This is a genomic window from Dactylosporangium sp. NPDC048998 (assembly GCF_043197855.1).
Taxonomy (GTDB): Bacteria; Actinomycetota; Actinomycetes; order Mycobacteriales; family Micromonosporaceae; genus Dactylosporangium.
This window is the reverse complement of sequence record NZ_JBICTV010000063.1, coordinates 1-21,887: the sequence shown is the minus strand read 5'-3', so window position 1 is coordinate 21,887 and position 21,887 is coordinate 1. Positions and strand designations below refer to the sequence as shown.

General features: G+C 68.4%; 21 protein-coding genes and 3 pseudogenes. 16 read left to right on the top strand and 8 right to left on the bottom strand.

Features of this window, described 5'->3' with window-relative positions:
* From ACGFI8_RS46605 to ACGFI8_RS46595, 3 genes and pseudogenes are all read left to right on the top strand, one after another.
* Window positions 1-422, top strand: a pseudogene (locus ACGFI8_RS46605) (hypothetical protein); the annotation flags it as partial.
* A gap of 245 nt (window positions 423-667) precedes the next feature.
* Window positions 668-1,228: an RNA polymerase sigma factor gene (locus ACGFI8_RS46600; protein WP_392815215.1), complete on the top strand. Its 561-nt coding sequence runs from the start codon at window positions 668-670 to the stop codon at window positions 1,226-1,228.
* Window positions 1,221-2,291, top strand: a complete 1,071-nt coding sequence (locus ACGFI8_RS46595; protein WP_392815212.1) for a hypothetical protein — start codon at window positions 1,221-1,223, stop codon at window positions 2,289-2,291. The genes ACGFI8_RS46600 and ACGFI8_RS46595 overlap by 8 nt, the downstream gene beginning before the upstream one ends.
* 209 nt (window positions 2,292-2,500) lie before the next feature.
* Here the strand turns inward: ACGFI8_RS46595 and ACGFI8_RS46590 are convergent, their stop codons facing one another.
* Together ACGFI8_RS46590 and ACGFI8_RS46585 are read right to left on the bottom strand one after the other, a co-directional pair.
* On the bottom strand, window positions 2,501-3,130 hold the full coding sequence (locus ACGFI8_RS46590) for a hypothetical protein (RefSeq protein ID WP_392815210.1): 630 nt from the start codon (window positions 3,128-3,130) through the stop codon (window positions 2,501-2,503).
* 10 nt (window positions 3,131-3,140) lie between these two features.
* Window positions 3,141-3,377: pseudogene (locus tag ACGFI8_RS46585) on the bottom strand (helix-turn-helix domain-containing protein); the annotation flags it as partial.
* A 170-nt stretch (window positions 3,378-3,547) separates the two neighbouring features.
* On the opposite strand from ACGFI8_RS46585, the gene ACGFI8_RS46580 reads away from it, so the two are divergent.
* Both ACGFI8_RS46580 and ACGFI8_RS46575 read left to right on the top strand, forming a co-directional pair.
* Window positions 3,548-4,471, top strand: coding sequence for an alpha/beta hydrolase (locus ACGFI8_RS46580; RefSeq protein WP_392815208.1), 924 nt, complete (start codon window positions 3,548-3,550; stop codon window positions 4,469-4,471).
* Between the two features lie 125 nt (window positions 4,472-4,596).
* A complete protein-coding gene (locus tag ACGFI8_RS46575) occupies window positions 4,597-7,188 on the top strand; it encodes a hypothetical protein (RefSeq protein ID WP_392815205.1) in 2,592 nt (863 codons plus the stop codon).
* 146 nt (window positions 7,189-7,334) lie between these two features.
* Here ACGFI8_RS46575 and ACGFI8_RS46570 read toward each other — a convergent pair whose 3' ends face one another.
* Complete coding sequence (locus ACGFI8_RS46570; protein ID WP_392815202.1) at window positions 7,335-7,871, bottom strand: helix-turn-helix domain-containing protein; 537 nt, start codon at window positions 7,869-7,871, stop codon at window positions 7,335-7,337.
* Window positions 7,872-7,927: 56 nt separating this feature from the next.
* Here ACGFI8_RS46570 and ACGFI8_RS46565 point away from each other — a divergent pair, with 56 nt between their 5' ends.
* From ACGFI8_RS46565 to ACGFI8_RS46555, 3 genes are all read left to right on the top strand, one after another.
* Window positions 7,928-8,854 carry a S41 family peptidase gene (locus ACGFI8_RS46565; RefSeq protein ID WP_392815200.1) on the top strand — a complete coding sequence of 309 codons (927 nt, stop codon included), beginning with the start codon at window positions 7,928-7,930 and terminating at the stop codon, window positions 8,852-8,854.
* Between the two features lie 528 nt (window positions 8,855-9,382).
* Complete coding sequence (locus ACGFI8_RS46560; protein WP_392815197.1) at window positions 9,383-9,895, top strand: SigE family RNA polymerase sigma factor; 513 nt, start codon at window positions 9,383-9,385, stop codon at window positions 9,893-9,895.
* Window positions 9,892-10,950: a hypothetical protein gene (locus tag ACGFI8_RS46555; RefSeq protein WP_392815194.1), complete on the top strand. Its 1,059-nt coding sequence runs from the start codon at window positions 9,892-9,894 to the stop codon at window positions 10,948-10,950. The genes ACGFI8_RS46560 and ACGFI8_RS46555 overlap by 4 nt, the downstream gene beginning before the upstream one ends.
* 258 nt (window positions 10,951-11,208) lie before the next feature.
* Here the strand turns inward: ACGFI8_RS46555 and ACGFI8_RS46550 are convergent.
* The 4 genes and pseudogenes from ACGFI8_RS46550 to ACGFI8_RS46535 form a co-directional block, all read right to left on the bottom strand.
* Window positions 11,209-11,370: pseudogene (locus tag ACGFI8_RS46550) on the bottom strand (ISNCY family transposase); the annotation flags it as partial.
* 168 nt (window positions 11,371-11,538) lie between these two features.
* Complete coding sequence (locus ACGFI8_RS46545) at window positions 11,539-12,093, bottom strand: isochorismatase family protein (RefSeq protein WP_392815191.1); 555 nt, start codon at window positions 12,091-12,093, stop codon at window positions 11,539-11,541.
* A 52-nt stretch (window positions 12,094-12,145) separates the two neighbouring features.
* Window positions 12,146-13,552 (bottom strand): MFS transporter, encoded by a 1,407-nt coding sequence (locus ACGFI8_RS46540; RefSeq protein ID WP_392815188.1) that lies wholly within the window; start codon window positions 13,550-13,552, stop codon window positions 12,146-12,148.
* 80 nt (window positions 13,553-13,632) lie between these two features.
* On the bottom strand, window positions 13,633-14,073 hold the full coding sequence (locus ACGFI8_RS46535) for a MarR family winged helix-turn-helix transcriptional regulator (protein WP_392815186.1): 441 nt from the start codon (window positions 14,071-14,073) through the stop codon (window positions 13,633-13,635).
* Between the two features lie 195 nt (window positions 14,074-14,268).
* Between ACGFI8_RS46535 and ACGFI8_RS46530 the strand changes: the two genes are divergently transcribed.
* From ACGFI8_RS46530 to ACGFI8_RS46510, 5 genes are all read left to right on the top strand, one after another.
* Window positions 14,269-14,565, top strand: coding sequence for a hypothetical protein (locus ACGFI8_RS46530; protein ID WP_392815183.1), 297 nt, complete (start codon window positions 14,269-14,271; stop codon window positions 14,563-14,565).
* Between the two features lie 8 nt (window positions 14,566-14,573).
* Complete coding sequence (locus tag ACGFI8_RS46525) at window positions 14,574-15,161, top strand: hypothetical protein (RefSeq protein ID WP_392815181.1); 588 nt, start codon at window positions 14,574-14,576, stop codon at window positions 15,159-15,161.
* A 654-nt stretch (window positions 15,162-15,815) separates the two neighbouring features.
* On the top strand, window positions 15,816-16,505 hold the full coding sequence (locus ACGFI8_RS46520; RefSeq protein WP_392815178.1) for a CerR family C-terminal domain-containing protein: 690 nt from the start codon (window positions 15,816-15,818) through the stop codon (window positions 16,503-16,505).
* Between the two features lie 38 nt (window positions 16,506-16,543).
* Entirely contained in the window at window positions 16,544-18,007 is a 1,464-nt protein-coding gene (locus tag ACGFI8_RS46515) for a carboxylesterase/lipase family protein (protein ID WP_392815175.1), read from the top strand.
* Window positions 18,008-18,214: 207 nt separating this feature from the next.
* On the top strand, window positions 18,215-18,502 hold the full coding sequence (locus tag ACGFI8_RS46510; protein ID WP_392815172.1) for a hypothetical protein: 288 nt from the start codon (window positions 18,215-18,217) through the stop codon (window positions 18,500-18,502).
* 153 nt (window positions 18,503-18,655) lie between these two features.
* On the opposite strand, the gene ACGFI8_RS46505 is transcribed toward ACGFI8_RS46510, so the two are convergent.
* A complete protein-coding gene (locus ACGFI8_RS46505; RefSeq protein WP_392815170.1) occupies window positions 18,656-19,324 on the bottom strand; it encodes a class I SAM-dependent methyltransferase in 669 nt (222 codons plus the stop codon).
* Between the two features lie 158 nt (window positions 19,325-19,482).
* Between ACGFI8_RS46505 and ACGFI8_RS46500 the strand changes: the two genes are divergently transcribed.
* The 3 genes from ACGFI8_RS46500 (at window position 19,483) to ACGFI8_RS46490 (ending at window position 21,209) form a co-directional block, all read left to right on the top strand.
* Window positions 19,483-19,962, top strand: coding sequence for an NUDIX domain-containing protein (locus ACGFI8_RS46500; RefSeq protein WP_392815167.1), 480 nt, complete (start codon window positions 19,483-19,485; stop codon window positions 19,960-19,962).
* Between the two features lie 175 nt (window positions 19,963-20,137).
* Complete coding sequence (locus tag ACGFI8_RS46495) at window positions 20,138-20,488, top strand: hypothetical protein (RefSeq protein WP_392815165.1); 351 nt, start codon at window positions 20,138-20,140, stop codon at window positions 20,486-20,488.
* Window positions 20,489-20,594: 106 nt separating this feature from the next.
* Window positions 20,595-21,209 carry a hypothetical protein gene (locus tag ACGFI8_RS46490; protein WP_392815163.1) on the top strand — a complete coding sequence of 205 codons (615 nt, stop codon included), beginning with the start codon at window positions 20,595-20,597 and terminating at the stop codon, window positions 21,207-21,209.
* Window positions 21,210-21,887 lie beyond the last annotated feature (678 nt).

Genomic DNA, 21,887 nt, shown 5'->3' with positions numbered 1-21,887 from the left:
ACAAGCTGGCGAACAACGACGGCGACTACGGCCGCCAGCGCCACCAGCAGCAGTTCATCAAGGCGATGGCCAAGAAGGCCACCAGCGCCGGCGTGATCACCAACCCATTCAAGGTCAACGAGGTGCTCAGCTCGGTCGGCCAAGCCGTGTCCTTCTACAAAAACAAGGTCTCCCTCGTGGACTGGATCTTCACACTCAAGGGCATCAACCCGGACAAGATGATCACACTGCGCACCAACAACGGCACGTACAAGACCGAGATCATCAACGGCCAGTCGTTCGAGAACCTCGACCAGACCGCGCTGGACCTGCTGAAGGCGATCAACGACGACACTGTCGCCCAGTTCGTGGCCGCCCACCCCGAGACGATCAGCAACGACGCCTCGGCGCCGACCTCGACCCCGTCGAAATCGGGCCGCTGACCGACCCGATCCGCTACCTCGCGGCCCCGCCCACCGGGCGGGGCCGCGCCGTTTGATCTCGGTCGCCGCGTACTTTTCCGGCGGGCCGCACGGTTCGAACAACTCGTCGACCTGCCCGATGTCGCCGTGGTACCGGCTTGGTCGGGAATCTCGGGCGAGGGGCACACCCCCAAAGACGGGTGTAATGATCCGCCAGCTGGCGACACAAGTGACGATGTACCCGTTGTCGATCGTCAGGAGAGCCCATGCCCGTGCTGCGAGAGCGCGGCGAAGGCTGGTTCACTGCCTTGTACTCCGCCCACTACCCGCAGGTTGTTCGTTACGCGCTGCGCCGGATCGGTGATCCGGACGCGGCGGCCGAGGTGGCGCAGGAGGTCTTCGTCGTCGCGTGGCGCCGCCGTGTCGAGGTGCCCGATCGTCAGCTGCCTTGGTTGTACGGGGTGGCGCGTCGCCTGCTCGCGAACCATTGGCGCGCTCGCCACGCCACACCCGTGCAGGTCGGCGACGAGCGCCTGCTTGTCACGGCTGACGAGCACAGCGCGACCGATTGGCTGGCCGACGTTCGCCGGGCGCTGGTCACCCTTTCGGACGCGGATCAGGAGTTGCTGCGCCTGGTCGGCTGGGAGGGGCTTTCCCTCGCCGAGGCGGCTGCCGTTGTCGGCTGTAGCCGTGCTGCGGCGGCCGTCCGGCTGCACCGAGCGCGGGGACGGCTGAGCCGGGCGCTCAGTGCGCCAACCGCGGCGGCCCCTCGTGTGCCAGCACCGAAGCATCTGGAAACGACAGCAGACAGGAACCGCCATGTTTGACACCAGCAGCACCAAGGCACTCCTCGGCCCGGCGGACCCGGCCCGCGGCGTGCCGATCCCTCCGCCGCACGCGAGGGCCGTCGACCTCATCGCCCTCGCCGAGGCGACCGTCACCATCGACGCACCGTCCGGCGTCCGGCGCCGCCGCATCCTGGTCCCGGTCGCGGCCGGGGTCGCCGCCGCGGGGCTCGTCGCGACCGGCGTGGTAGCCGGCGGCCGGACCGGTGGACATCTGTCCGGCGTCACGGCCGGCCAGTCCACTGCGCCGACGCCCACCCGGACCGCCGCACCGACGCCCACCTGGACCGCCGCACCGGCGCCGACGTTCGGGCCCGTCATCCGGCCGGTGGCCTTCGAGTTCGACAAGCAGCCGCCCGCCACGGGCGACCAGCTGCGTGCCCTCGCCGCACACCTGGCGCCCAGCCGCTGCGATACCACCACAGGCAAGTACACGTTCATCCACACCATCGGGTGGAACGCCGTCTTCGACGACACGCCCGATGGCAAGTCGCAGCGGATCATTCCCAGCGAGAAGTGGTGGTGGCGCGCCGCCGACGGCTCCGAGCGGGACCGTACCACCCTCCTGCCGGCGGTGTACCCGAACGAGGAGTCCTACCGGTACTACCAGAAGCACCCGGTCCAGCCGACCGGCACGCCGGCCGCCAACGTCCTCGATCTACCGCCCAACCCGGACCGGGCGATCCTGGCCCTGCCGACCGACCCGGCCGAGATCGCCAAGAAGCTTCTCACCGGCGGGAAACCGTTCCTGTTCTGGAACGTACGCGACTGGTTCAGCTCCCACGCGGTGCCCCTCGCCACGCGGGCCGAAGTGCTGCGCATCCTCGCGAACACGCCGGGCGTCGTCTGGCGAGGCGAGACCACGGACCGCGCCGGTCGCAAGGGCGTGGCGGTCAGCCTCGACGACAAAGGCGCCCGGCACGTGCTCATCTTCGACCCGCGTACCGGTGAAATGCTCGCCTGGGACGACGTTGAGCGGCCCGTCGACACGGTCGCGGGCTCGACGTTGCTCCTCGCCTGCGAACGCACCGACAAACTCGGCTGAACCCGGCACGCCGGATTGCCCCGCCGGCGGCTGGAGCAGTGCACACTGCTCCAGCCGCCGGTGGACTGTTGTCTACTGTGGAGCAGGACTGCGGTGTAATCATTGCCGCCGCGAGGCCGGAACCGTCGTCCACGGCAAGCGTGAGATGGTCGGCCGCTTCGAGGCGTTCCTGTTGCGCAGACGTCCACTCGCTCGTCTCGTTCACCGGCTCACTGTGCTCTCTGCGGCTCGGGCCTGTCCGCCTCCCGTGGCTCCTGCCAGGCCGTGAGGATGCGCAGCGCGTCCGCGGACGGTGTTCCGGGTTCCGCGGTGAGGACCATCAGGCGCTGACCCGTGCCGTCCGGGCTGTTCCAGGTGTCGCAGTCCAGGGCGAGATCGCCGACGAGCGCGTGCCGGTAGTACTTGACGCCCTGATATCTGCCCGAAAGCTGCTGCTGAGCCCACCAGGTGCGGAAGTCCTCGTCGCGCAGCGAGAGCTCCCCCACCAGTTGTGTGAGTTCGGAGTCGTGGAGGTTTCCCGCTGCCTCCAGTCGCACCGCGCCGACCGCCGTGCGCGCGTCATGCTCCCACTCGCGGTGCAGGGCGCGGAAGCCGGGATGCAGGAACATCAAGCGCAGATAGTTCCGCTCCTTGACGGGGAGCGCGCTGAAGTCGAGGTAGAGCGCGGTCGCCGCATTGTTCCAGCCGAGGATGTCCAGGCGCTTGCCGAGCACGATCGCCGGCGTCTTCGAGCCGGTCCAACAACCGCCGGATCGCCGGCCGCGGCGCCTCGCGAGCGCTTCGCCGCCGTGGTTGCTCGTCCGGCCGGCCGGCCAGTTCGTAGACGTAACGCTGGGCATCGTCATCGAGCCGGAGCGCCCGCACGAGGCTCTCGAGCACCGTGGCGGAAGCCCGCACACGTCCTTGCTCAAGACGGGTGTAGTACTCGATGCTGATGTTCGCCAGTTGCGCCACCTCAGTGCGCCGAAGCCCGCTCACCCGCCGGCGATCAGGGCCGGACGGTAACCCCACATCCTCGAGGGTCAGTCCCTCCCGTCGCGCGCGCAGGAACGCCCCCAGCGCCCCCGGATCCACCGAATTGCCCATGTCCACCATTGTCCTCGCGTGGGTTCGGTGGAGGGTGGCCCAGATCTTTACCCCTCAAAGACTCGATCATTTGCACGGCCGGGCATCGCGACGAGAGTGCTGTTCGAGCCCATACGGCTCCCGCCGCAGCAAACGACGGCTGCGACGGCATTGCGAACAGGAGCGCACCCATGGAACCGACACCCGTCAGCTACCGCAGTGCCGGCATCACGATCGCCGGCCACCTCTACACTCCAGCCTCCGACGGCAGTGGCTCGCTCCCGGCAGCGGTCGTCGGACACCCGGGCAGCGGAGTGAAGGAACAGGCCGCTGGCCTCTACGCGCGGCTGCTCGCCGAGCAGGGCTTCGTGACGCTCGCCTACGACTCCGCCTTCCAGGGCGAGTCCGGCGGCGAGCCGAGGGGACTCGAAGACCCGGCCCACCGCATCGAGGACATGAAGGCGGGAGTCTCGTTCCTTTCGACACATCCACTCGTTGACCCTGAGCGCATCGGCATCCTCGGCATCTGCGCATCAGGCGGGTACTCGCTCGTCACGGCGGCCAGCGATCACCGCATCCGCGCCGTCGCCACGATCAGCGGCGTCGACATCGCCCGCCACTTCCGGCTCGGCCCCGACGGCACCGCCGACCCGGCCGCCTTCGACTCGCTGCTGGATCGCGCGGCCGCCGCACGCACCGCACGGGCACACGACGAGCAGCCGGAGGGCATGCGGCTGTTCCCCGACACCATCGAGCAGGCACGCGCACACGCCGGCGAGTACGCGGCCGAGGGTTTCGAGTACTACTGCACGCCGCGCGGACAGCATCCGCGCTCCGCGAAGACGCTCGACTGGACGAGCATCGACAAGCTGGCCACGTTCGACGCCTTCTCCCCCATCCCGATGATCGGTCAGCGCCCGGCGATGATCATCGCCGGACGGCGGGCCGTCACCTCGTGGATGAGTGTCGAAGCCTTCCAGCGTCTGATCGGCCCGAAGTCGTTCCACTGGATCGAGGGCGCCAGCCACAACGACCTCTACGACAAGCTCGAGTATGTTGGGCCGGCCATCGAGCTGCTCACCGGCTTCTTCGGCAAGAACCTCGCGGGCCGTTGAACTACCCCGGTCCCTCACGCCGCTCGATGGTCCCGCCGGAACGTCAACGCAAGCCAGGTAGTCGCCCGCCGGTAGCGCCGTCCCCGCTGCCGTGGTGATGAAGACGCCGGTGCACGGATGGCAAGATGCGGCTCGGTGGTCTATGTAGCCTTGCCCTAACGGGATTGCTGGGCGCCGATGTGCGTGACATTATCGCTTCGCTCGCGCGTCCGCGTGGAGCGATACGGGGAGAAGCCATGCGCGTGAATCCTGCCCTCCGCCGCATTCTCTGTCTGACCAGCATCGTTGCCCTTGCCGGGGCGTTGGTCAGCGGGACACCTGCAATTGCGGCGCCACCGTCCTCAACCGTCCAGCCCGCTGCGGAAGCCGTCCAGCCCGCAGTGCAGGTCGCCCCTTCGTCGGTCGGGGCCGTTCAGTCTGATGTCGCTCAGCCCGCGTTCGTACCGGTCGCCGCTGGTGGGGCGGTGAAGGTCGCGACCGCTGCGGCGTGTGGTGGGGTACTGGCGTTCGGGGAGATCGCGGTGTGTCCGGCGATCTCCGGTACTCGTCAGGACGTCTTCACCGTCACGACGGCGAAGAACAGCGACAAGCTCTACACGATGTTGACCCGCGGCAGCGGCGACTACCTGCAGGCCTTCGTCACCAAGGGCACGACGGAGGTCTGCTTCTTCGGCGTCGACGCCGGCACGTGCCAACTGCAGCAGGCCGGCACCTACACGATCACGGTGAAGCTGTACAACGGCGTCGGGTCCGGTAACTACAGCCTGTCGGTACAGTCGACACGGACGCCTGCAGCGTGCACGACGCTGTCGAACAGTTTCTTCTCGTTCGCCTCGACCGGGGTGCAGAAAACGCTGCCTGCCGGGTCCTCGGGGGACTGCTACAAGTTCAACCAGCCGGTCGGCAGTGTGCTGCGACTGGACTCGCCGAAGGGCGTTTCCACCACGCCGGGCCAGTACGCCGATGTGCAGGGCGTGATCCTGGACGCACAGTTTCAGCCGCTCTGTCCGGTGCGGTACGCCACGAACTGCACCCTAACCACCGCCGGTCCGTACTTCCTCAACCTCTTCGAGTACTACGGCAACCAGGCCTCCTACACACTGCGGATGTCGCGGATCTCCAACGCCGCCGGGTGTGCGCCGTTGAGGCTGGCGCCGTTCGGCGACCCGGGGACGAACGTGGGCACCGGGACCGTCAACGTCGACGGCGTCGCCTGCCACCAGGTGCACATGCCCTCGGCGGGAACCATCGGAATCCGCGTCTACGACGGGCAGCAGATCTTCTGGTACCTCTACAACAACGCGGGCGCGGAAGTCTGTAACAGCTACGCCAACAGGCGTGCGTGCACGCTGTCAGCGGCCGGTGACTACTTCGTCATGACGTTGAACCAGAGCTACAGCCCGATCACCTACCAGATCGCGGCGCCGGCGCTGTTCCGTAACGCCGGATGTGCCACCTCCACCGGGCTGTCCTGGGCGCCGGACGCGCTCCTGGTGCACCAGACGTCGGCCGTGCAGACCAACTGCCAGCCATTTTACGGTAACGCCGGTGACCGCGTGATCGCCTACGCCGCACCGACCGTCTACAACTCGGTCGAGCGGTGGATCGTGGACAGCGCCGGTGTACAGGCCTGCCCCGACTACAGCGGAGGGGAGGACGGCTGCCTCCTGCCGGTCAGCGGCACATACCGTGTCATCTCCTTCCTCGGCCGGTGGGACGCTGAAAGCCCGGACCAGATCTACAAGATGCAGGTCCGTCGGCTGTCACAGCCGGTAGGGTGCCCGGTCATCACGCCCGGCACCTACAACGCGGCCCCGGCCGGAGCGCTCGGCCCGATCCGCTGCCGCATCCTCAACATCAGCACTTCGGGGGTGTACCTCGCCAAGGCCTTCGACGTGGACAACTATCAGACCTACGCGGCGGTCTACGACAGCACCGGCCACCGGGTCTGTGCCGACAGCAGCTACTGCGAGATCCCGGCGGCGGGCCGCTACACGATGGTGCTCAACGCCGCAGTGGTCGACTCCGTCCTCGACAACGACTTCTCGTATGTGACGGCGCTGCTGCCGTTCCAGCCGTCGGGGTGCCCGACGGTGTCGACGAACGGCTTCCAGGACACGCCGTACCAGGGCGCGTTCACGGCACCGGGTCAGGTTCTCTGCCGTCAGCTCAACAGTCCCGGCGGATCGAAGATCGTCCAGTTGAAGCCGACCGATGCGACCGGCTCGGCGAACCCCACCGGGATGGTCCTAGACGCGGCCGGGAACTACGTCTGCGACCTCGACTACAACCTGCACCAGACTAGCTGCGTGCTGTCCGGCGTCGCACCGATGGTTCTGGTACTGAACGAGCGCAGCGGTAACGCACCGGGCGCATTCTCGATGGCGTTCGCCCGGGTCGACGGCCCACCGATCTGCCCGGCCCTGCCGACCGGCACGACCGGCTCGACGGTGACGACCTCGGCGACCCACTACGGGGTGTGCTTCGGCATCGCCGCGGACCAGCACGAAGCGAGCGCCACGTTCACCTGGCACCGTGCATCGGGCAGCGGCGTCGCTTCGCTGTCGGTGTTCGACGCCAACGGGAACCGCTACTGCGGCGCCACCCCTGGCTACGCAGACCGCACCGTCACCTGCAACTATCTGCCGACCGGTGCGTTGACGGTCGTCCTGGAGACCGGTGCGGTCGACGCCACGTATCAGCTCACCCGCTCGTAACGACCAAGGTCGCCCGGCCGACCCTGCGGGGTCGGCCGGGCGCCGTCGAGAGTGGGAACGTCATGGTGAGCAGCTGCTCGGCACGCCGCTCGCGGTGTGGTCCGCGATCGACGGCGGTCGGCTGCAGCAGTGACTGGCCGGGCGGTTCATGGTGCGTCGGTGCCCGGTTCGGGTTGAGCTGGCTGGTACAAGGTGAGCAGGAGACCGTAGCGGTGCTCATCGGGCCCGGCGTCGGTCAACTCCGCACTGAGCCGGGTGAGTTCGTCGGTTAGGTGTGTGACCTGGTCGGCGGTCAACCGGATGTTACGCAGTACCAGAAACGGCTCAGGCGCCGCGCCGGCCAGTTCGTCGGCGACCGCCCGCACGAGCAGTGGCGTATGAGCCGTGGCCTGCTCGCCGCTGAGGTCGTAGCGGCGCACGGTGCGCTGGTAGTACTGCTCGGTGCCGCCCCGGACGGTCCGGGTCGCCACCACTCGCACCATGCCCGCCTTCCGCAGCACTTTCAGGTGATGAGCGATGTTGCCCTTCTGGCTGCCGGTGGCCGTCGCGAGCTGACTGATGGTCGCTGGGTGGATCAGCGCGAACAGCAGCCGCTGGCGCAGTGGATGGGCCATCGCCTTGAACTGCTCGGGCGTAGCGACCCGCATGACCTCCTCGGGCGGCGGGGCATCGGGTACGGACACCAGTCAAGCGTCAACGGCTCTTGACGCTTTGTCAATCCGCTGCTCTACTGGCCGCCATGGACGACGCCACCGCACGCTCGATCGTCGCGCACGTCGGGCGGCTGGTCGCCGAGCACTATGTCTTCGCCGAGGTCGGCAGCGGCCTGGCCCGGCGGTTGCACCAGCGAGCCGCCGACGGCCGATACGACCGCGCCGGCGACGCTGCGGCGCTGGCCGCGCTCGTCACCGAGGACCTCCAGTCAGCCAACGGGGACAAGCACCTGCGGCTGCTGTACAGCGTCGACGACGTGCCCGCCGATACCGACGAGGCGCAGCTGGCCCAGCTCGCCCGCGACGCGACCGCCAACGGGTCGGGCATCGCCCAGCTCGAGCGCCTGCCCGGCAACGTTGCGCTGCTGTGCCTACGGCCGATCCTCTACCCGCCGCAGATCGCCGGCGATGCGATGGTCGCGGCCCTGCGCCTCGTCGCCGACGCGGACGCGTTGATCATCGACCTGCGCGAATGCCGTGGCGGTGCCCCGGACATGGTGATGCTGGTGTGCACCTACCTGCTGGGCAACGAGCCGCTCCACGTGGAGGACTTCGTCTCCCGCGAGGGCCACGTCCGCCAGTACTGGACCCTCCCGTACGTGCCCGGTCCACGCTTCGGACCGGACAAGCCGCTGTACGTGCTGACCGGCCCGGCTACATTCTCCGGCGGCGAATCCCTCAGCTATGCGCTGCAACAGACCGGGCGGGCCACGATCGTCGGCGAGCGTACCGGCGGCGGCGCTCACCCCCGCGAAGGCTTCCGCGTCCACCCCCACCTGGAAGCCTCCATACCGGTCGCCCGCGGCATCAGCCATCTCTCCGGCGACAACTGGGAAGGCACCGGCGTCCGTCCGGACGTCCCGGCACCGGCAACCAACAGCCGCGACGTCGCGCTCCAGCTGGCGTTATCCGGCCGCCCACTGGCGCACAACACCTGCGACCTGAACAAGTAGACCGATGGCGCTCGAAGTCAAGCGGGCGAGCCGCGCGGCCCAGGATGCCGTGTCCTTGGCGATCAGTCATCTACCCACCGGCATGGGTCCTGCGGCGGCGGGTCCGCACCGGTAGTGGCACCCCCCGTCAGGTGGTTGACGTTGCAGGGCGAGGGAGATCCCGGCAGCCCGAACTGGTGGCGACTATTCAGGATGCCGTCCGCGCATCACGCGTGGGGCCGCCCCGTGCGCCACCTCGTACTGCCACCAGTTCGGCCGTTGTCGGGACCGCTCGACTTTCACAGCGGGCGCAGACGTTGCGGTCGCGAGTTTTGGGAGGGCGGCTTCCGCGGCTCGACCATCCCGGCGGACGGCTCGGACATTCGCGCACCTCGCGGCAGATCCCCACGCCAAGGTCGCCTGCCCGTGGTGGCCTCACCTGGGCCACGGAGCTCCGCTACCTGGTGAGCAGCCGCCCCGCCGGCCGCCGGCACCCTGTGCCGACGACGTGCCGGACAACCTTCGGGGGCCCTGCGGCGTAGACGAGGTATGAGCGAAACCCCAACCGCGGACGCCGCCTATGCCAGCTTCGTGGCGGCCAACTGGGAGCGGTATCTGCGGGTCGCCCGGCTGCTGACCGGGGACCTCCACCGCGGCGAGGAACTGCTGCAGGACAGCCTGGTCAAGCTGTACGTCCGGTGGCGGCGGACGTCGATCCGCGGTGATCCGCACGCGTACCTGCGGCGGACGCTGATCAACGGGAACATCAGCTGGTGGCGGCGCTGGCGGCGGGAGCAATTGGTCGCCCAGCCCCCGGACCACCAGGACCCGCGGGCCGGTGCCGAACCTCAGGACCAGGTACAGCACGCATTGCGGCAGCTGCCGCCCGGGCAACGGGCGGTGGTCGTGCTGCGCCATTACGAGGACCTGACCGAGCGAGAGGTGGCCGCTCTGCTGCGGTGCACCGTCGGCACGGTCAAGAGCCAGAACGCCCGAGCGCTCGCCAAGCTCCGCGAACTGCTCGCCGACTACGACATCACAGCCAAGGAGGTAACCCGATGATCGACGAACAGGTACTGTCCTTCGCCTTGCACGAACTGGCGGACCGTGACGAGGTCGGTGCGCCGCCGATCGATCGGCTCCTGCACCGCGGGCGCCGGTCACGATGGGCCCGAAACGCCGCCGGCGCCACCGTCACCGCGACGGCGGCGATCGGCGCGCTGGCCGCCAGTACCGTCCTGGCCTCGCCCGGCGGCAACTCCCACAACGCCGGGGACCCCCGGTCGCTCGCCCTCGCCGCGCAGACCACGTCCCAGTCCACGTTCCGCTTCAAGCAGACCCAGACGATCCAGCTCGATGCACACTCGCAGTTCCCCGAAGGCAACGTCTCGGTCATCCAGGGCCTCTACGATCCCGTCAACCGGCGCGGAGCCTTCGAGGTCCTGGTCGGCGGAGCCCGCAACATGAGGTTGTGTGCGGATCCCGCCGGCAGGCCCAGCGGCGGGCCGTATCCGTCCGGTAGCGCCGGCGGTGCGCCGTCTCCCTCCGCCCCCGGAAGGTCCAGCGGTGGGCCGTCGCAGCCCCCGCCGAGCCCTGGCTGTTCGGCCGCACCACCGCTGGAGATGACCCGGCTTTCCGAGCTGCGCCAGATTGGCGACCGGTGCTTCCTGCACCCCGTCGGAGCAGGCACGGACGGACCGTGGCAGCAACTGCACGGCGACCATTGCGGGCGCGCCTCCGCCGAGGGCGTGGCGATGTCCACCGACCCGCGGGAGGTCCTGGTGAGCATCAGGACGCTCGGCACGGCCACCTATCGCGGTCGCACCGGAACCGGATCGCAGACCACGGATACCTGGACGTTCGGCTACACCACCAAACGCACCGCGCACCAGGTGCCGGCAACCGTCACCGGAACTGTGGCCGTCAACGTCGCGACTGGTCTGATCACACAGGTCGCGACCCACGACGTGGTCGAAGAGGCCGGGCCGACACCTTTGGTCACCGACTCGGAAACCGAGTTCAGCGACTTCGGTACACCGGTGGTCGTGACCGCTCCGAGCAGTTCCGTGCCACTGCCACCCGGCAGCCCTACACCAACGCCTGCCAGCACGCGATAGCCCGACGGTGTCAACACGGATGCCGACGCTCTGCCGGATTCCGCGCCGAGCGGCAGGCGAGGTAGGCAACGGGGCCGTCGTCCGGGTGGGCGGCCGCGTGTGAGTCGCTCGGCCTTGGTGTCGATATTGGCCACCAGGTGAAGCACAAGGGTCAGCAGCGCCCGCGCCGCGGCCCGATGACCTGGCCGGGCGGGGTGGCGCGCAGGCGAGGGCGGCGGCGAGGGCGGTGATTTTGGTGAGGTTGTGGGCCAGCACTTTGCGGGGAATCGCCACCGTTTTCACGCCGGCGTCGCGCAGGTCGGTCTCCACGGCCGCCTCGCCGTAGCCGCGGTCCGCGGCCACCGCGCCCGGCGGTCGGCCGGCGCGGCGGGTGACCCGTTCGACCGCCGGGACCAGCTGCGGGCCGTCGGGAGGATTGCCTGCTCCACCGTGTGGCCTCGATCAGATCGAGGCCACCGGGCCCGAGCACGCCACGTCGCCGGCAGTGCTCGTGGCAGGCACGCCGGTGCGCAGGATCACCGGGGCGCCGTCCTGAAGCCTGTTCGGGTCTGCTGCCCGCTCCTGACGCCCGTTGTCGCGCGGCTGGGATCAGGCGCCGAGGTGGGCGAGAATCTCGGCGGTGGTTCCGGTCTCGCCGAGCTTGGGGAAGATCAGCGCGACCGAGTTGTCGTGCGTCGCGGCGTCGAGGTCGGTCATGGCGTCGATCGGCAGCGCCACGTGGAAGCCGTGCTCGTGGGCCTGTCGGGCGGTGGACTCGACACCGATGGCAGTGGAGAGTCCGCAGACGACGACCTGGGTGACGCCGAGTTCCTGGAGGTGTTGTGCCAGGTCGGTGTTGTGGAAAGCGCCCCAGGTGTACTTGGTGACCGTCTTGTCGGCGGGCTGCTGGTTGAGTTCCGGGAGAAGGTCCGACCAGCCGGCGGGGAGGTCCGGGGCCCCGAAGCCGTGCTCGGTGCGGCCCGGGGCGCCGCCGGCGACGTTGACCAGCACGACGGGGAGCTTCTTGGCCCGGAAGGCGTCGGCGAGCCTGGCCGCGTTGGCCAGGACACCGTCGAACGGGTGAACCGTGGGCATGTGGACGGCGGCGGCCTGGAGATCAACGACGATGAGGGCCGTGTTGGGGTCGATCGTGGTGATGGGCATGTGTGTCTCCTTGATCAATCGGTGGTGTTGAGCGGTCCGTTGGGTTGGGCCGTCAGTGGCGGGCCGGCCGCAGGGTGCGGTCGGCGAGTGTGAGTGCCACCAGAACGAGGCTGACGGCCGTCATGATCCAGCCGATCTGGTGGACGCCGTGGTCGGTGACGTTGTGATGGAAGACCAGGCCGGTGACGGCGCTGGCGCCGATGGAGCCGACGTATCCGAAGGTGCGCAGCAGCCCGGACGCGGTGCCCAGTTGATCGGCCGGCGCGTGCTGGGTGAGTGAGGTCTGGTTGGCGGCGGTCGAGAAGCCGATGGCGAGCCCGAAAATGAGGGTCAGGATGACCACGATGCCGATCCAGATCGTGGTGTTGAGCAGCAGGACGCCGGCCGATCCGAGCAGGCAGGTGGCAGCGGCCGCGATGACCGGTCCCCGGACGAGTCTGCGCCGGGAGAGCGGCATGATGATCACCCCCGAGACCACGGTCATGGGCAGCAGGAGCAGTCCGGAGGCGGACTCGCTGAAGCCGCGGACGCTCTCGATCCACTGGGTGATGCCGTACAGGACGACGTATACGCACAACTGGGTCAGGCCGAAGCGCAGGTAGGTGTTGGCGAGTCCGGGGTTGGATGTCAGGAGCCGCACGTCGAGGAAGGGGGTGTTGGCGCGCAGCTCCCACAGCACCAGCACGGCCCAGAACACCGCGGACAGTCCGAGGACCCACCAGTGCGCAGTCGGAAGGCCGAACAGGAATATCAGCAGCGTCAGCATGGCTGCGGCGAAGGCGAGGATGCCGGGCACGTCGAGCTTCGACGCGATCTCATGCGCGCTCATCCGTTCGGCACGCTTCGGGTCGGGTTCGATCCAGGCGACCGCAGCGATGAACGCGATGACGGCGACGGGCACGTTGACGAAGAAGACAGCTCTCCATGTCAGGGCATTCACCAGGACGCCGCCGATGGGCAGGCCGAGCGAGGCGGTGGCGATTCCGGCGATCATGAGTCCGCCCAGGACGCCGCCCGGCGCGTTGGCCATTCCGGCGTCCCGTGCGCGGCGTTGGATGATCAGCATCGCGGTCGGGTACGCGCACGAGGTGCCCAATCCGATCGCGACACGGCTCAGGATCAGCATCCACAGGCTCTGCGCGAAGCCGCCGAAGGCGGCGCCGAGGCAGACCATGACGATGCCGGACATGAAGACCCGCCGGGGCCCGAACACCTCGGCGGCCTTGCCCGCGGTGGGCAGGGCGATCGCGCTTGCCAGATACAAGGCGGCCACAAGGGCCGCGGTCTGGCCGATCTGGACGCCCAGGTCGCGGGCGATCGGCAGCAACGCCGTCGCGATGAGCGAGCTGTTGATCGGGTTGAGTGCCGAGCCGAGGAACAGCGGCGTGGTGAAACGCCAGGAGAACGGGTTGCCGCTGTACGCAGGCACCGTCGGCGATTGCTCTTCGGTCAATGACATGCGCACCTCCTTCATGTGCGGTCCAGGCCGCAAGCCATCGGCCCGCACGCTCGGCGTGTGGGCTGGTTCGGATGTGGGGGTCAGAAACGCTGGGCGAGGCGCTCCAGCAGCGGAGCCGCGGCCGCCAGGATGGCGACCTCGTCATCGGTGAACGACTCGCCGAGCGCGACGGCCATGCGATCGGAAATCACGTCGCGGCTGGAGTGCAGGACGTCGCCGCCCGCGCTGCTGACCGTCAGCAGTGACCGCCGCCGGTCGTCGGGGTCCGGGGACCGCGTCACCAATCCGTGCTTCTCCAGCGACGCGACGGTCGAGCCCATCGCCTGCGGGGTGATCTGCTGCAGCCGGGCCAGATCGGCGACGGTGATCGGACCGTTGCGGTCGATCTGCGCCAGCACGGTCAACTCCGGAGTCGTCAACTGGCCGTCCGTAAGCGCCTCGCCGGTGCGTCGCTTGAGCATCCCTATCGCCACCCGGATCGAGGTGGCCGTGGAGCGGTTCAGAGCGTCGCGAGGTTCCATAAATAGAAGGCTAGGCTTGGAAGCTCAATGTTGCAAGCCCAGCCTTCCTAATTCCGCCTCGGTGACAGCCCTCGCCGGTCGAAGCCGGCCGGCCGGTGAGTCGCGGGGCGATCCCGCAGGCTCCACCCGTCGCCGAACAGGCTGTCCTCGGGCTCCATCGACTCCTCCCCCGCCGGCAGGGCCAAGGCAAAGTCGGTGGATCCGAACGAGTCCTACGGCGGCACCCAGGACCACACCCTCGATCCGGCTGTCGACCGCGGCGCCGACATCTTTCCGGACGAGGCGGCCATCACCGTGGCAGGCTGGTCGTCACAGGAAGCCTCTGACCCGCTCGCGGTCCTCGGACCACCGCGTGTCGAGCACCGAACATCCACGGCCATCGACGGCGAACGCGTCCGGCTGGCCTTAGATGCCCACGCTGGGAACGCTACCGGCCAAGGTCCGCCTTTCGTCGGCGCCGGTGACGCAACCGCCGTAGCGCCAGGACTTTGATATCGGCCGTGAGCCTGATGTTGATCAATCCGTTAGAGATCACTGCCGAGCACGCTCTGCCGCAATCCGTGTCGGCCCGGTCATGTTGTCACGTAGCCGTGGCGATCTTGGCTTCCGCTTTCGCCGCCGTTCGTGCGGTCTCGCGGTACCGTGATCGCGCTGCTTTGGAGGTGTATGTGCGACGCGGCGAGGTCTGGTGGACGGCGTTCGACCGTGAGTGGCCGGTCGTGCTGCTCTCCGGTGGGGATTGCCCGCAGTTCCGGGCGATGCAGATCGTCGCGCCGGCGACGGCGGCTCAACAGCGAGGTTTCGTCATCCTTTCTGCGGAGGTAGCGGCGGACGCCCGGAAACGGGCACAGGCGGTTGCCGCGGCCGGCCCGGCGATCGGCGGCATGGGCATCGAGGTGCAGCTTGGTGAGGACGAAGGGCTCCTTCGCGCCGGTGTGGTACGCATGGCGTTGCCACGGGCAGGCCGCATCTTCTGCACATGGCAGCTGTGCGTCACACGGGATGCGCTGATCGAGCACGCCGGCACGCTGTCCGCCGCGAAGATGCGCGAGCTTGAGATTGCGGTACGGCTGGCTGGCATCGAGTGACGCTCCGGCACCCGAACGTCGCGGCGACCAATCAGCGCCTCGACCGTTCCGGCGTCGTGCCGAGCCACCTCCGGATGACTGGAGCGGCGTACTCGACCTATCGAATATGCCAGTCTCACTGAGAATCCTTGTCGGCGCAGCCTCGCCATGCCTGTCGCAGTCCAGCTCGACAGCATCCGCCGGTGGCACAACGACGGCGGCCAGATAGTCGCACTGCCTGGCGTGCAGTACCAACCGGGCGACCGCGTGTGGCACGACCAGCTCGATTGGCCCACATCGTGGTCGACGACTGGGGTCCCGCCGGCATGGAGATCTACACCGAGGGCGACACGAGCATCCGCACCCACGTCACGGACCGGTCGAACCTGCACCCCGACACCGTCTGACCGGCCGGGCGACCCATCGCCGCCCCGGATCCCTACGGCCATCACAAGCCATCCGACGCGCATTGACTGCCGTTGCCGAAAGGCCCAGCCCACGACCGATGCTCGGGGAGGCTTCCGCGCGGCGCTCGGCGCCCACGGCAACGGCGGCCTGCGGGAGAGCTCTGCGGGAGCGAGCCGTCGCAGTTCGGATCGCCCCGTAGAGCTGCGTGACGGGAGGGAAGGCCACTTAGTCGTTTGATTTAATCGACCGATCAAGTACGCTGGAGGCATGACCATCCCCGCAGCTCGGGCCGCCGTGTCGCGTGGTGACCAGACGCGAGAATCCCTGCTTGCGGCCGCAACGACAGCGTTCGCACGGGACGGCTACCACGCGGTCAGTACGCGGCAGATCGCCGATCTCGCGCAGGCTAATCAGGCACTGATCGGTTATCACTTCGGTGGCAAGGAAGGGCTGTATGTGGCGGTCGTCGAACGCGTCGCCGCGCAGATCGGCGCCCACACTGGGCCGTTGCTGGAGCGCATAGAAGCCGCGCTCGACGAGACTCGGGAGGTGACGAATCCGGCGGCGCTTCGGGATCGCCTGCTTCCTACGCTTCTCGAACTCACCGACGGCATGGCGGCTTTGCTGTTGCGGGACGACTCGGCCGAGTGGATGCAACTGATCCTGCGCGAACAGCAGACCCCAACCGCCGCTTTCGATTCCTTGTACAGCGGCTTCATGGGCCGCGTCGCTGCGTTGATCACCGAAGTGGCCGGAAGGCTGCGCGTTGACCAGGACCAGACCGCGAACCGGGTACTCGCGGCCACGATCATGGGTCAGCTTGTCGTGTTCCGCTCCAGCCATGCGGGTGTCATGCGCCATCTCGGCTGGGTGGAGATCGACGATGCGCGCGTCGCCTACGTCCAGCAGATCCTGCGCGGCAACGTGACCGCTCTCCTTGCGCCACCGCAGGCATAGCCGGCGAGTGTTCGACCGACACAGTTGAAGGGGCAGTCGTGCAGACGATTGTTGAGACCCGGCAGGGCCCGATCCAGGGGTTCGCCGACGACGGCATTCACAAGTTCTTCGGCATCCCCTATGCCGCGCCGCCTGTAGGTGCGCTGCGGTGGCGCCCACCTCAGCCGACGCCCGCCTGGACGCAGGTGAGGCAGACGACCGAGTTCGGTCCGATCTGCCCGCAGACAGCAGGCGCAGTGTTCAAGACCCGCGCGTCCCGGCAGGATGAGGACTGCCTGTACCTGAACGTATGGACCACCACCGTGGACCCGCAAGCCAAGCAGCCGGTGATGGTCTGGATTCACGGCGGCGGCTACCTCGGTGGCGGCGGCTGCGAGGACGGCACGGACGGCTCCGCTTTGGCGGCGCTGGGCGTGACGGTCGTCAGCTTCAACTACCGATTGGGCGCGTTCGGGTACCTCGCGCATCCTGACCTCGGCAGCAACTTCGGCCTTCAGGACCAGATCGCGGCTTTGCAGTGGGTGCACCAGAACATCACGCAGTTCGGCGGCGACCCAGATCGCGTGACCGTCTTTGGCCAGTCCGCAGGTGCTCACTCCGTACGCACCCTGTTGAGCAGCCCATCGGCGGCGGGCCGGTTCCACAGGGCGATCCTGCAAAGCGGGGGCGGCGAGCGGTTCTCGTTCGACGCCAAGAAAACCAACGAGCGGACCTACGCTGCCAGCAAGGCATTCATCGCGCACCTAGGCGGCGGCGGGCCAGAGCAGCTGCGACAGGTACCCACCGAACGGGTCACGGAGGCCTCGCATCTGTTCAGCGGTGTGATCCCCAAGCGCGGACGGGTGCACACGCCCGCGAACCTGGCGTGGATGCCGGTGACCGACGGCGAAATCGTACCCGCCGACGCGGGCACCCGTCCGCTCGCGGCGGTGCCGTTGCTGCTGGGCTACACACACAACGAGGCCAGGTACTTCATCAAGCCGGGCATGCTTCCCTACAACCGGCTCCTGCTCTGGGCACTGACGAGGGCCCTCGCCGGACCTGAGGCGCGAGCCGTGCGCACCGAACTCTCCCACAACGCAGGGTCCATGTACGACAAATTTGACCGCGCCTACACCTCTGCCGTCTTCGCCGAGCCGCTGCTCGCCACCACAGAACGCCTGCTGTCGTCCGGCCACGAGTTCTATTGCTACCGCTTCGACCGCGTCTCACCCGGCGCTGACAGGTCCGACTTCCGGGCGCAGCATACCGCCGAACTGCGCTACCTGTTCGGCACCTTGACCACTGAGGGCTACGACGATGTGGACCGGCAGGTATCGGCCCGGATGCAGGCACACTGGGTCGCATTCGCCCGCGACGGTGCACCGACCGAGGACGGGTCCTGGCCGCGCTACGACGACCTCGCTCGTATCGCAGTCATTGCCGACACACCTGGGCAGGGGCGGATCGACGACGACCCGATCGCCCCTCTCGTCCACGCCCGCCGCGCGATAGCGCGGTGAGGACCGACCCCGTGTGAAAGGCGTGCAACCAACCGACCACGTGATCCGATGCTTCCGCGACGAGGACGACGTGCGTCGCGGGCAGTGCGGGAAGCCGGGGGACTGCCCGTGCGGCGGCGCCAACGGGTGTACCTGCACGCCGGCCCGGCGCCGCCGGTACCCGCGGCGGCTGCAACCGCTGCTCGACCGAGTGGCCATCCCAGGTCAGTGCCGTTGCCCCCACCCGAGGCCACGCCTGGCGAGCCGACCGGTGTGGTCGCTGCCCGGGTGGCGCGGGCCAGGGCTGCGGCGGTCGCCCGCCGGGCGACCCAGCGCGTCACCGGCAACCACGCCGTGCCCGCCGAGGCGCTGCATGCCAGTCTCAGTCGCTACGGGCTCACCGATCTCGGGCCGCTGCGTGCCCAGCTCGACGCCGGGGCCCAAGTCCTCGCCCGAGCGATGAACGTCCTCACCATCGAGAACGAGAACCTCCGCAGCCAACTGGCCAAGGCATAGACCGGCGTGATCAGCCCCATGAAACGAAGACGGACCAACAGGCCAGACAGCGAAGGTGAGGTGGCCGGCCATGACGCTGCAGCGCCGCCGACCTCACCGAGCCACTCGTCAACGCGGACCTCAATAGTCCGCTGGACTCACCGGTCCTGAGCGCTACGCCCGCTCGGCGGCCACGACGAGGAAGTTCGGCAGATGGACGTAGGCGTCAATGCCTTCCGGACCGGTCGCGGCGACCACCGGATCCAGGCCCGGTTCGGTAACCTCCCGCAGCCGACAACCCAGATTTATCAGCTCGTTGAGATAGGTCGACAGGGGTCGGTGGAAGTCGACACCATGGGGTCCGTCGATCTCGTACTCGGCGAGGTACTGCCTCGTGCGATACTCGCCGTGCTCCCGCCATGACAGCCACAACTGTTCAAAGCAAGGGTGGTTGACGGTGAACACGAACAGCCCGCTTGGCGAGAGCGCCGCCACACACGCCCGCATGGCCGGCGCCCACTCCGGGATAGCGGGCAACACCATACTGGCCACCACGACATCAAACAGCCCCAGATCAGGCAGATTGCACAGGTCCGCCTGCACATACCGGATGCCCCGCGGCTGCTGTTCCTCCTTCTCGACGGCGAAGTCGAACAACGCTTGGCCCGGTTCCACGCCGACGACCTGCGCACCACGCTCGGCCAGCATCCGGCTGAGATAGCCATTGCCGCATCCAGCGTCCAGCACCCGCCGGCCACGCAGATCGCCGAGCATACGCAGCAGGACGGGATTGACCAGGTGCCGCTTGGCGAAGTCTCCGTACTGCTCCATCGTCTCCAGCACAGCCCGGGGCATGGCACCCCACCGCCGGATCGCCGCGTCGTTGGTCCACCGTGTCACGTCTCGACCTCCGGTCCACCTCGGCCACACCAAGGCCCCGAAGCGTAGGCTCGCGAACTCTCGCCCGCCACTTGCCGACCCAACCGAGGAAGCATACGGAAGTGACCGCGCAACGACTGAGGCTGGCCGCCTACGGGGTATGCCTGCGGGAGGATCGGATCCTGCTGGCCCGCTACGTCTCGCCCGACGGATCCCAGCGCCACTGGACCCTGCCAGGCGGGAAGGTCGAGCACACCGAAGACCCCTTCCATGCGGTCGTTCGAGAGGTCGCCGAGGAGACCGGGTACCAGGTGGAAGTCGAGCGGCTGCTGGGCGTGGACTCCCGCACGCGGCACGTGGACTGGATCCCAGACGGAGCCGAACTGCACAGCGTGGGCGTCTTCTACCGCATCCGGGTCACCGGTGGCCAACTGCGCCACGAGGTTGACGGGTCCACCGACCTGGCCGACTGGATCCCTGTTGCGCAGGTGTCCAGGCTGGAACGTGCTGTCATCATCGATATCGCACTGAAGCTGGAACGCTCCCTGCCGCCTGACGGGCATGTGGAGCCGGTGCCCGTCAGCGGGCTGCTCCGGCACTAACTTCCGAGCGGTTCGGGCTCAAAACGACGAGCACGAGGCTGTCACCGCCGTCGTCGAAGTCGTCGCGACACATCGCCATCCCCCTACCTGAACTGCATCCAGGTTCGCGGTCACCTCCGGGCGGCCTCCCCACCATGCAGCGCCGCCGATCCTGACCCGACCACGACCACACTGCGTGATCGACAGAAACGCCGCAGCCTTCCCCACGGCCCGCGCTGAAGCACGCCCGCGCACCTCGGACAACACCGCTGAACTGTCCAGGGAATGGACGATCGCTGACCTCGCCGGCCGCGATCGGCCCAACCACGACGATCTGGCCGAGGCCCTCACCCTGCACACCGGCACCGACAGTGCCTGGCCAACGCCATCCACAAACAACTTCCCCCAAACACGAACGCACTTCCGACGCCACCCGGACCTGGGTGGCGTTTCGCGTTCCCCTGCCGGAGCCGCGTTCCCGCTCGACGACTTCGCCGAACCACCCGAGCCGCAAACCCAGCACTTGGCCGCGCCGGCCAACGGCTGACGCACGACGTCACTCGGCAACGCCTCGACCAACGTGGCGGCGCCGCCGCGCCCGAACGCGTGCCCGCAGGCCGGCCGCACCTCACTCGACTCAACAGGAGCCACACATGCACTACCAGCTGCCGGCCGACCAGCCACCGATCGTGCTGGTCGGGCCCGACGACACTGAATTCTGGGCCGCGCTCGGCGAGCCAGCCGCGCACCGGCACGCCCTCGTCATCGGCGACCAGGCCCAACCCGACACCGCCACCGTGGTCACCGGCGAGTTGCTCGACCTCGCCGGCTACCTCGACCCCTTTACGGACCACTGCACCACGCTGTCGCCGGCCTGGCCACGCACGCCCGCCGCAAGCTCACGATCGACCAGCCGGACCAGCAGCACCCAGTCCCGGCCACGACGGCCGCGCCGACACTCGGTGATCCCGGCGAGGCGGCTGACTCGGTGGAGCGGATCACCCTGCCGCACAGCGGGCTGCGGATCCCTGCCGAGTTCTCGGGGCCTGCGGGTCTCCTCCTATCGGGCCCTCGCCACCCGGGACGGGCAGGCGTTCAACGCCGTCCTACGGCTCGACCGTACCGCGGTGGGCCATCCGCAACACCGGCGTCGGTGGTTCCTCCAGCTACGACCCGGGCGTTCCCTCGCGGTTCGGGTGCCGGCTGGTCGGGGACGGCGAATCCGCGGGCGGCGAGCGACGGCCGGATGTCCGCGACTGCGTCGGTGACGGTGGAGCGGGCGACGCATGCAGCGCTGCGGGGGCCGCGTGCGGCAGGCTGGTGTGCCGGCGGTTCCAGCATCTGACGGCTCGGGTGCTGAAGGACACCGACGACAGGATCGGAGGCCTCCTCCGGAACGAGCGCGACGAGTCGCCCGTGGGCCGATACGGGGGTGTCGCGTTCCGCACAGCCGATCATTACCTTCGAGGTAACGCCGGATGTCGCATGCAACCTCGACGGCGACGACAGCGCGTCCGGTCGGACCTCGACCGGCCATGATCTGGTGTGCGCTCATGGAACCACCATGAGCGCGACCACCGCGACCGTATCCGGCCGCGACCGCACCGCCAGAAACTGCAGATACGCATCGAGCCCCGCCACCCCGAACCGCACAACAAGATCGCCAGCCGCGTTCCGGGACCGCTGCACACGTAGAGCACTCCACGACATGCAGGAACCTCTCTACCCGACCTACCAGCACAAACATGCCGGAGGCGACGAAGGATTACCTACATGTTGCCGATGAGCGGTCGATAGAGGTCAGGCTCCGGCAACAACTAAGTAGCACCTGTCTGGGCGCACTGGGACTATTGCGGAGCAATGCTCGAAACCTGTGGATGAGCGTCGGGGGCGTACCCCCCGGCGGCGCTCCATGTCCAAGGAATCGAGTAGAGCCCGCGCGCCAA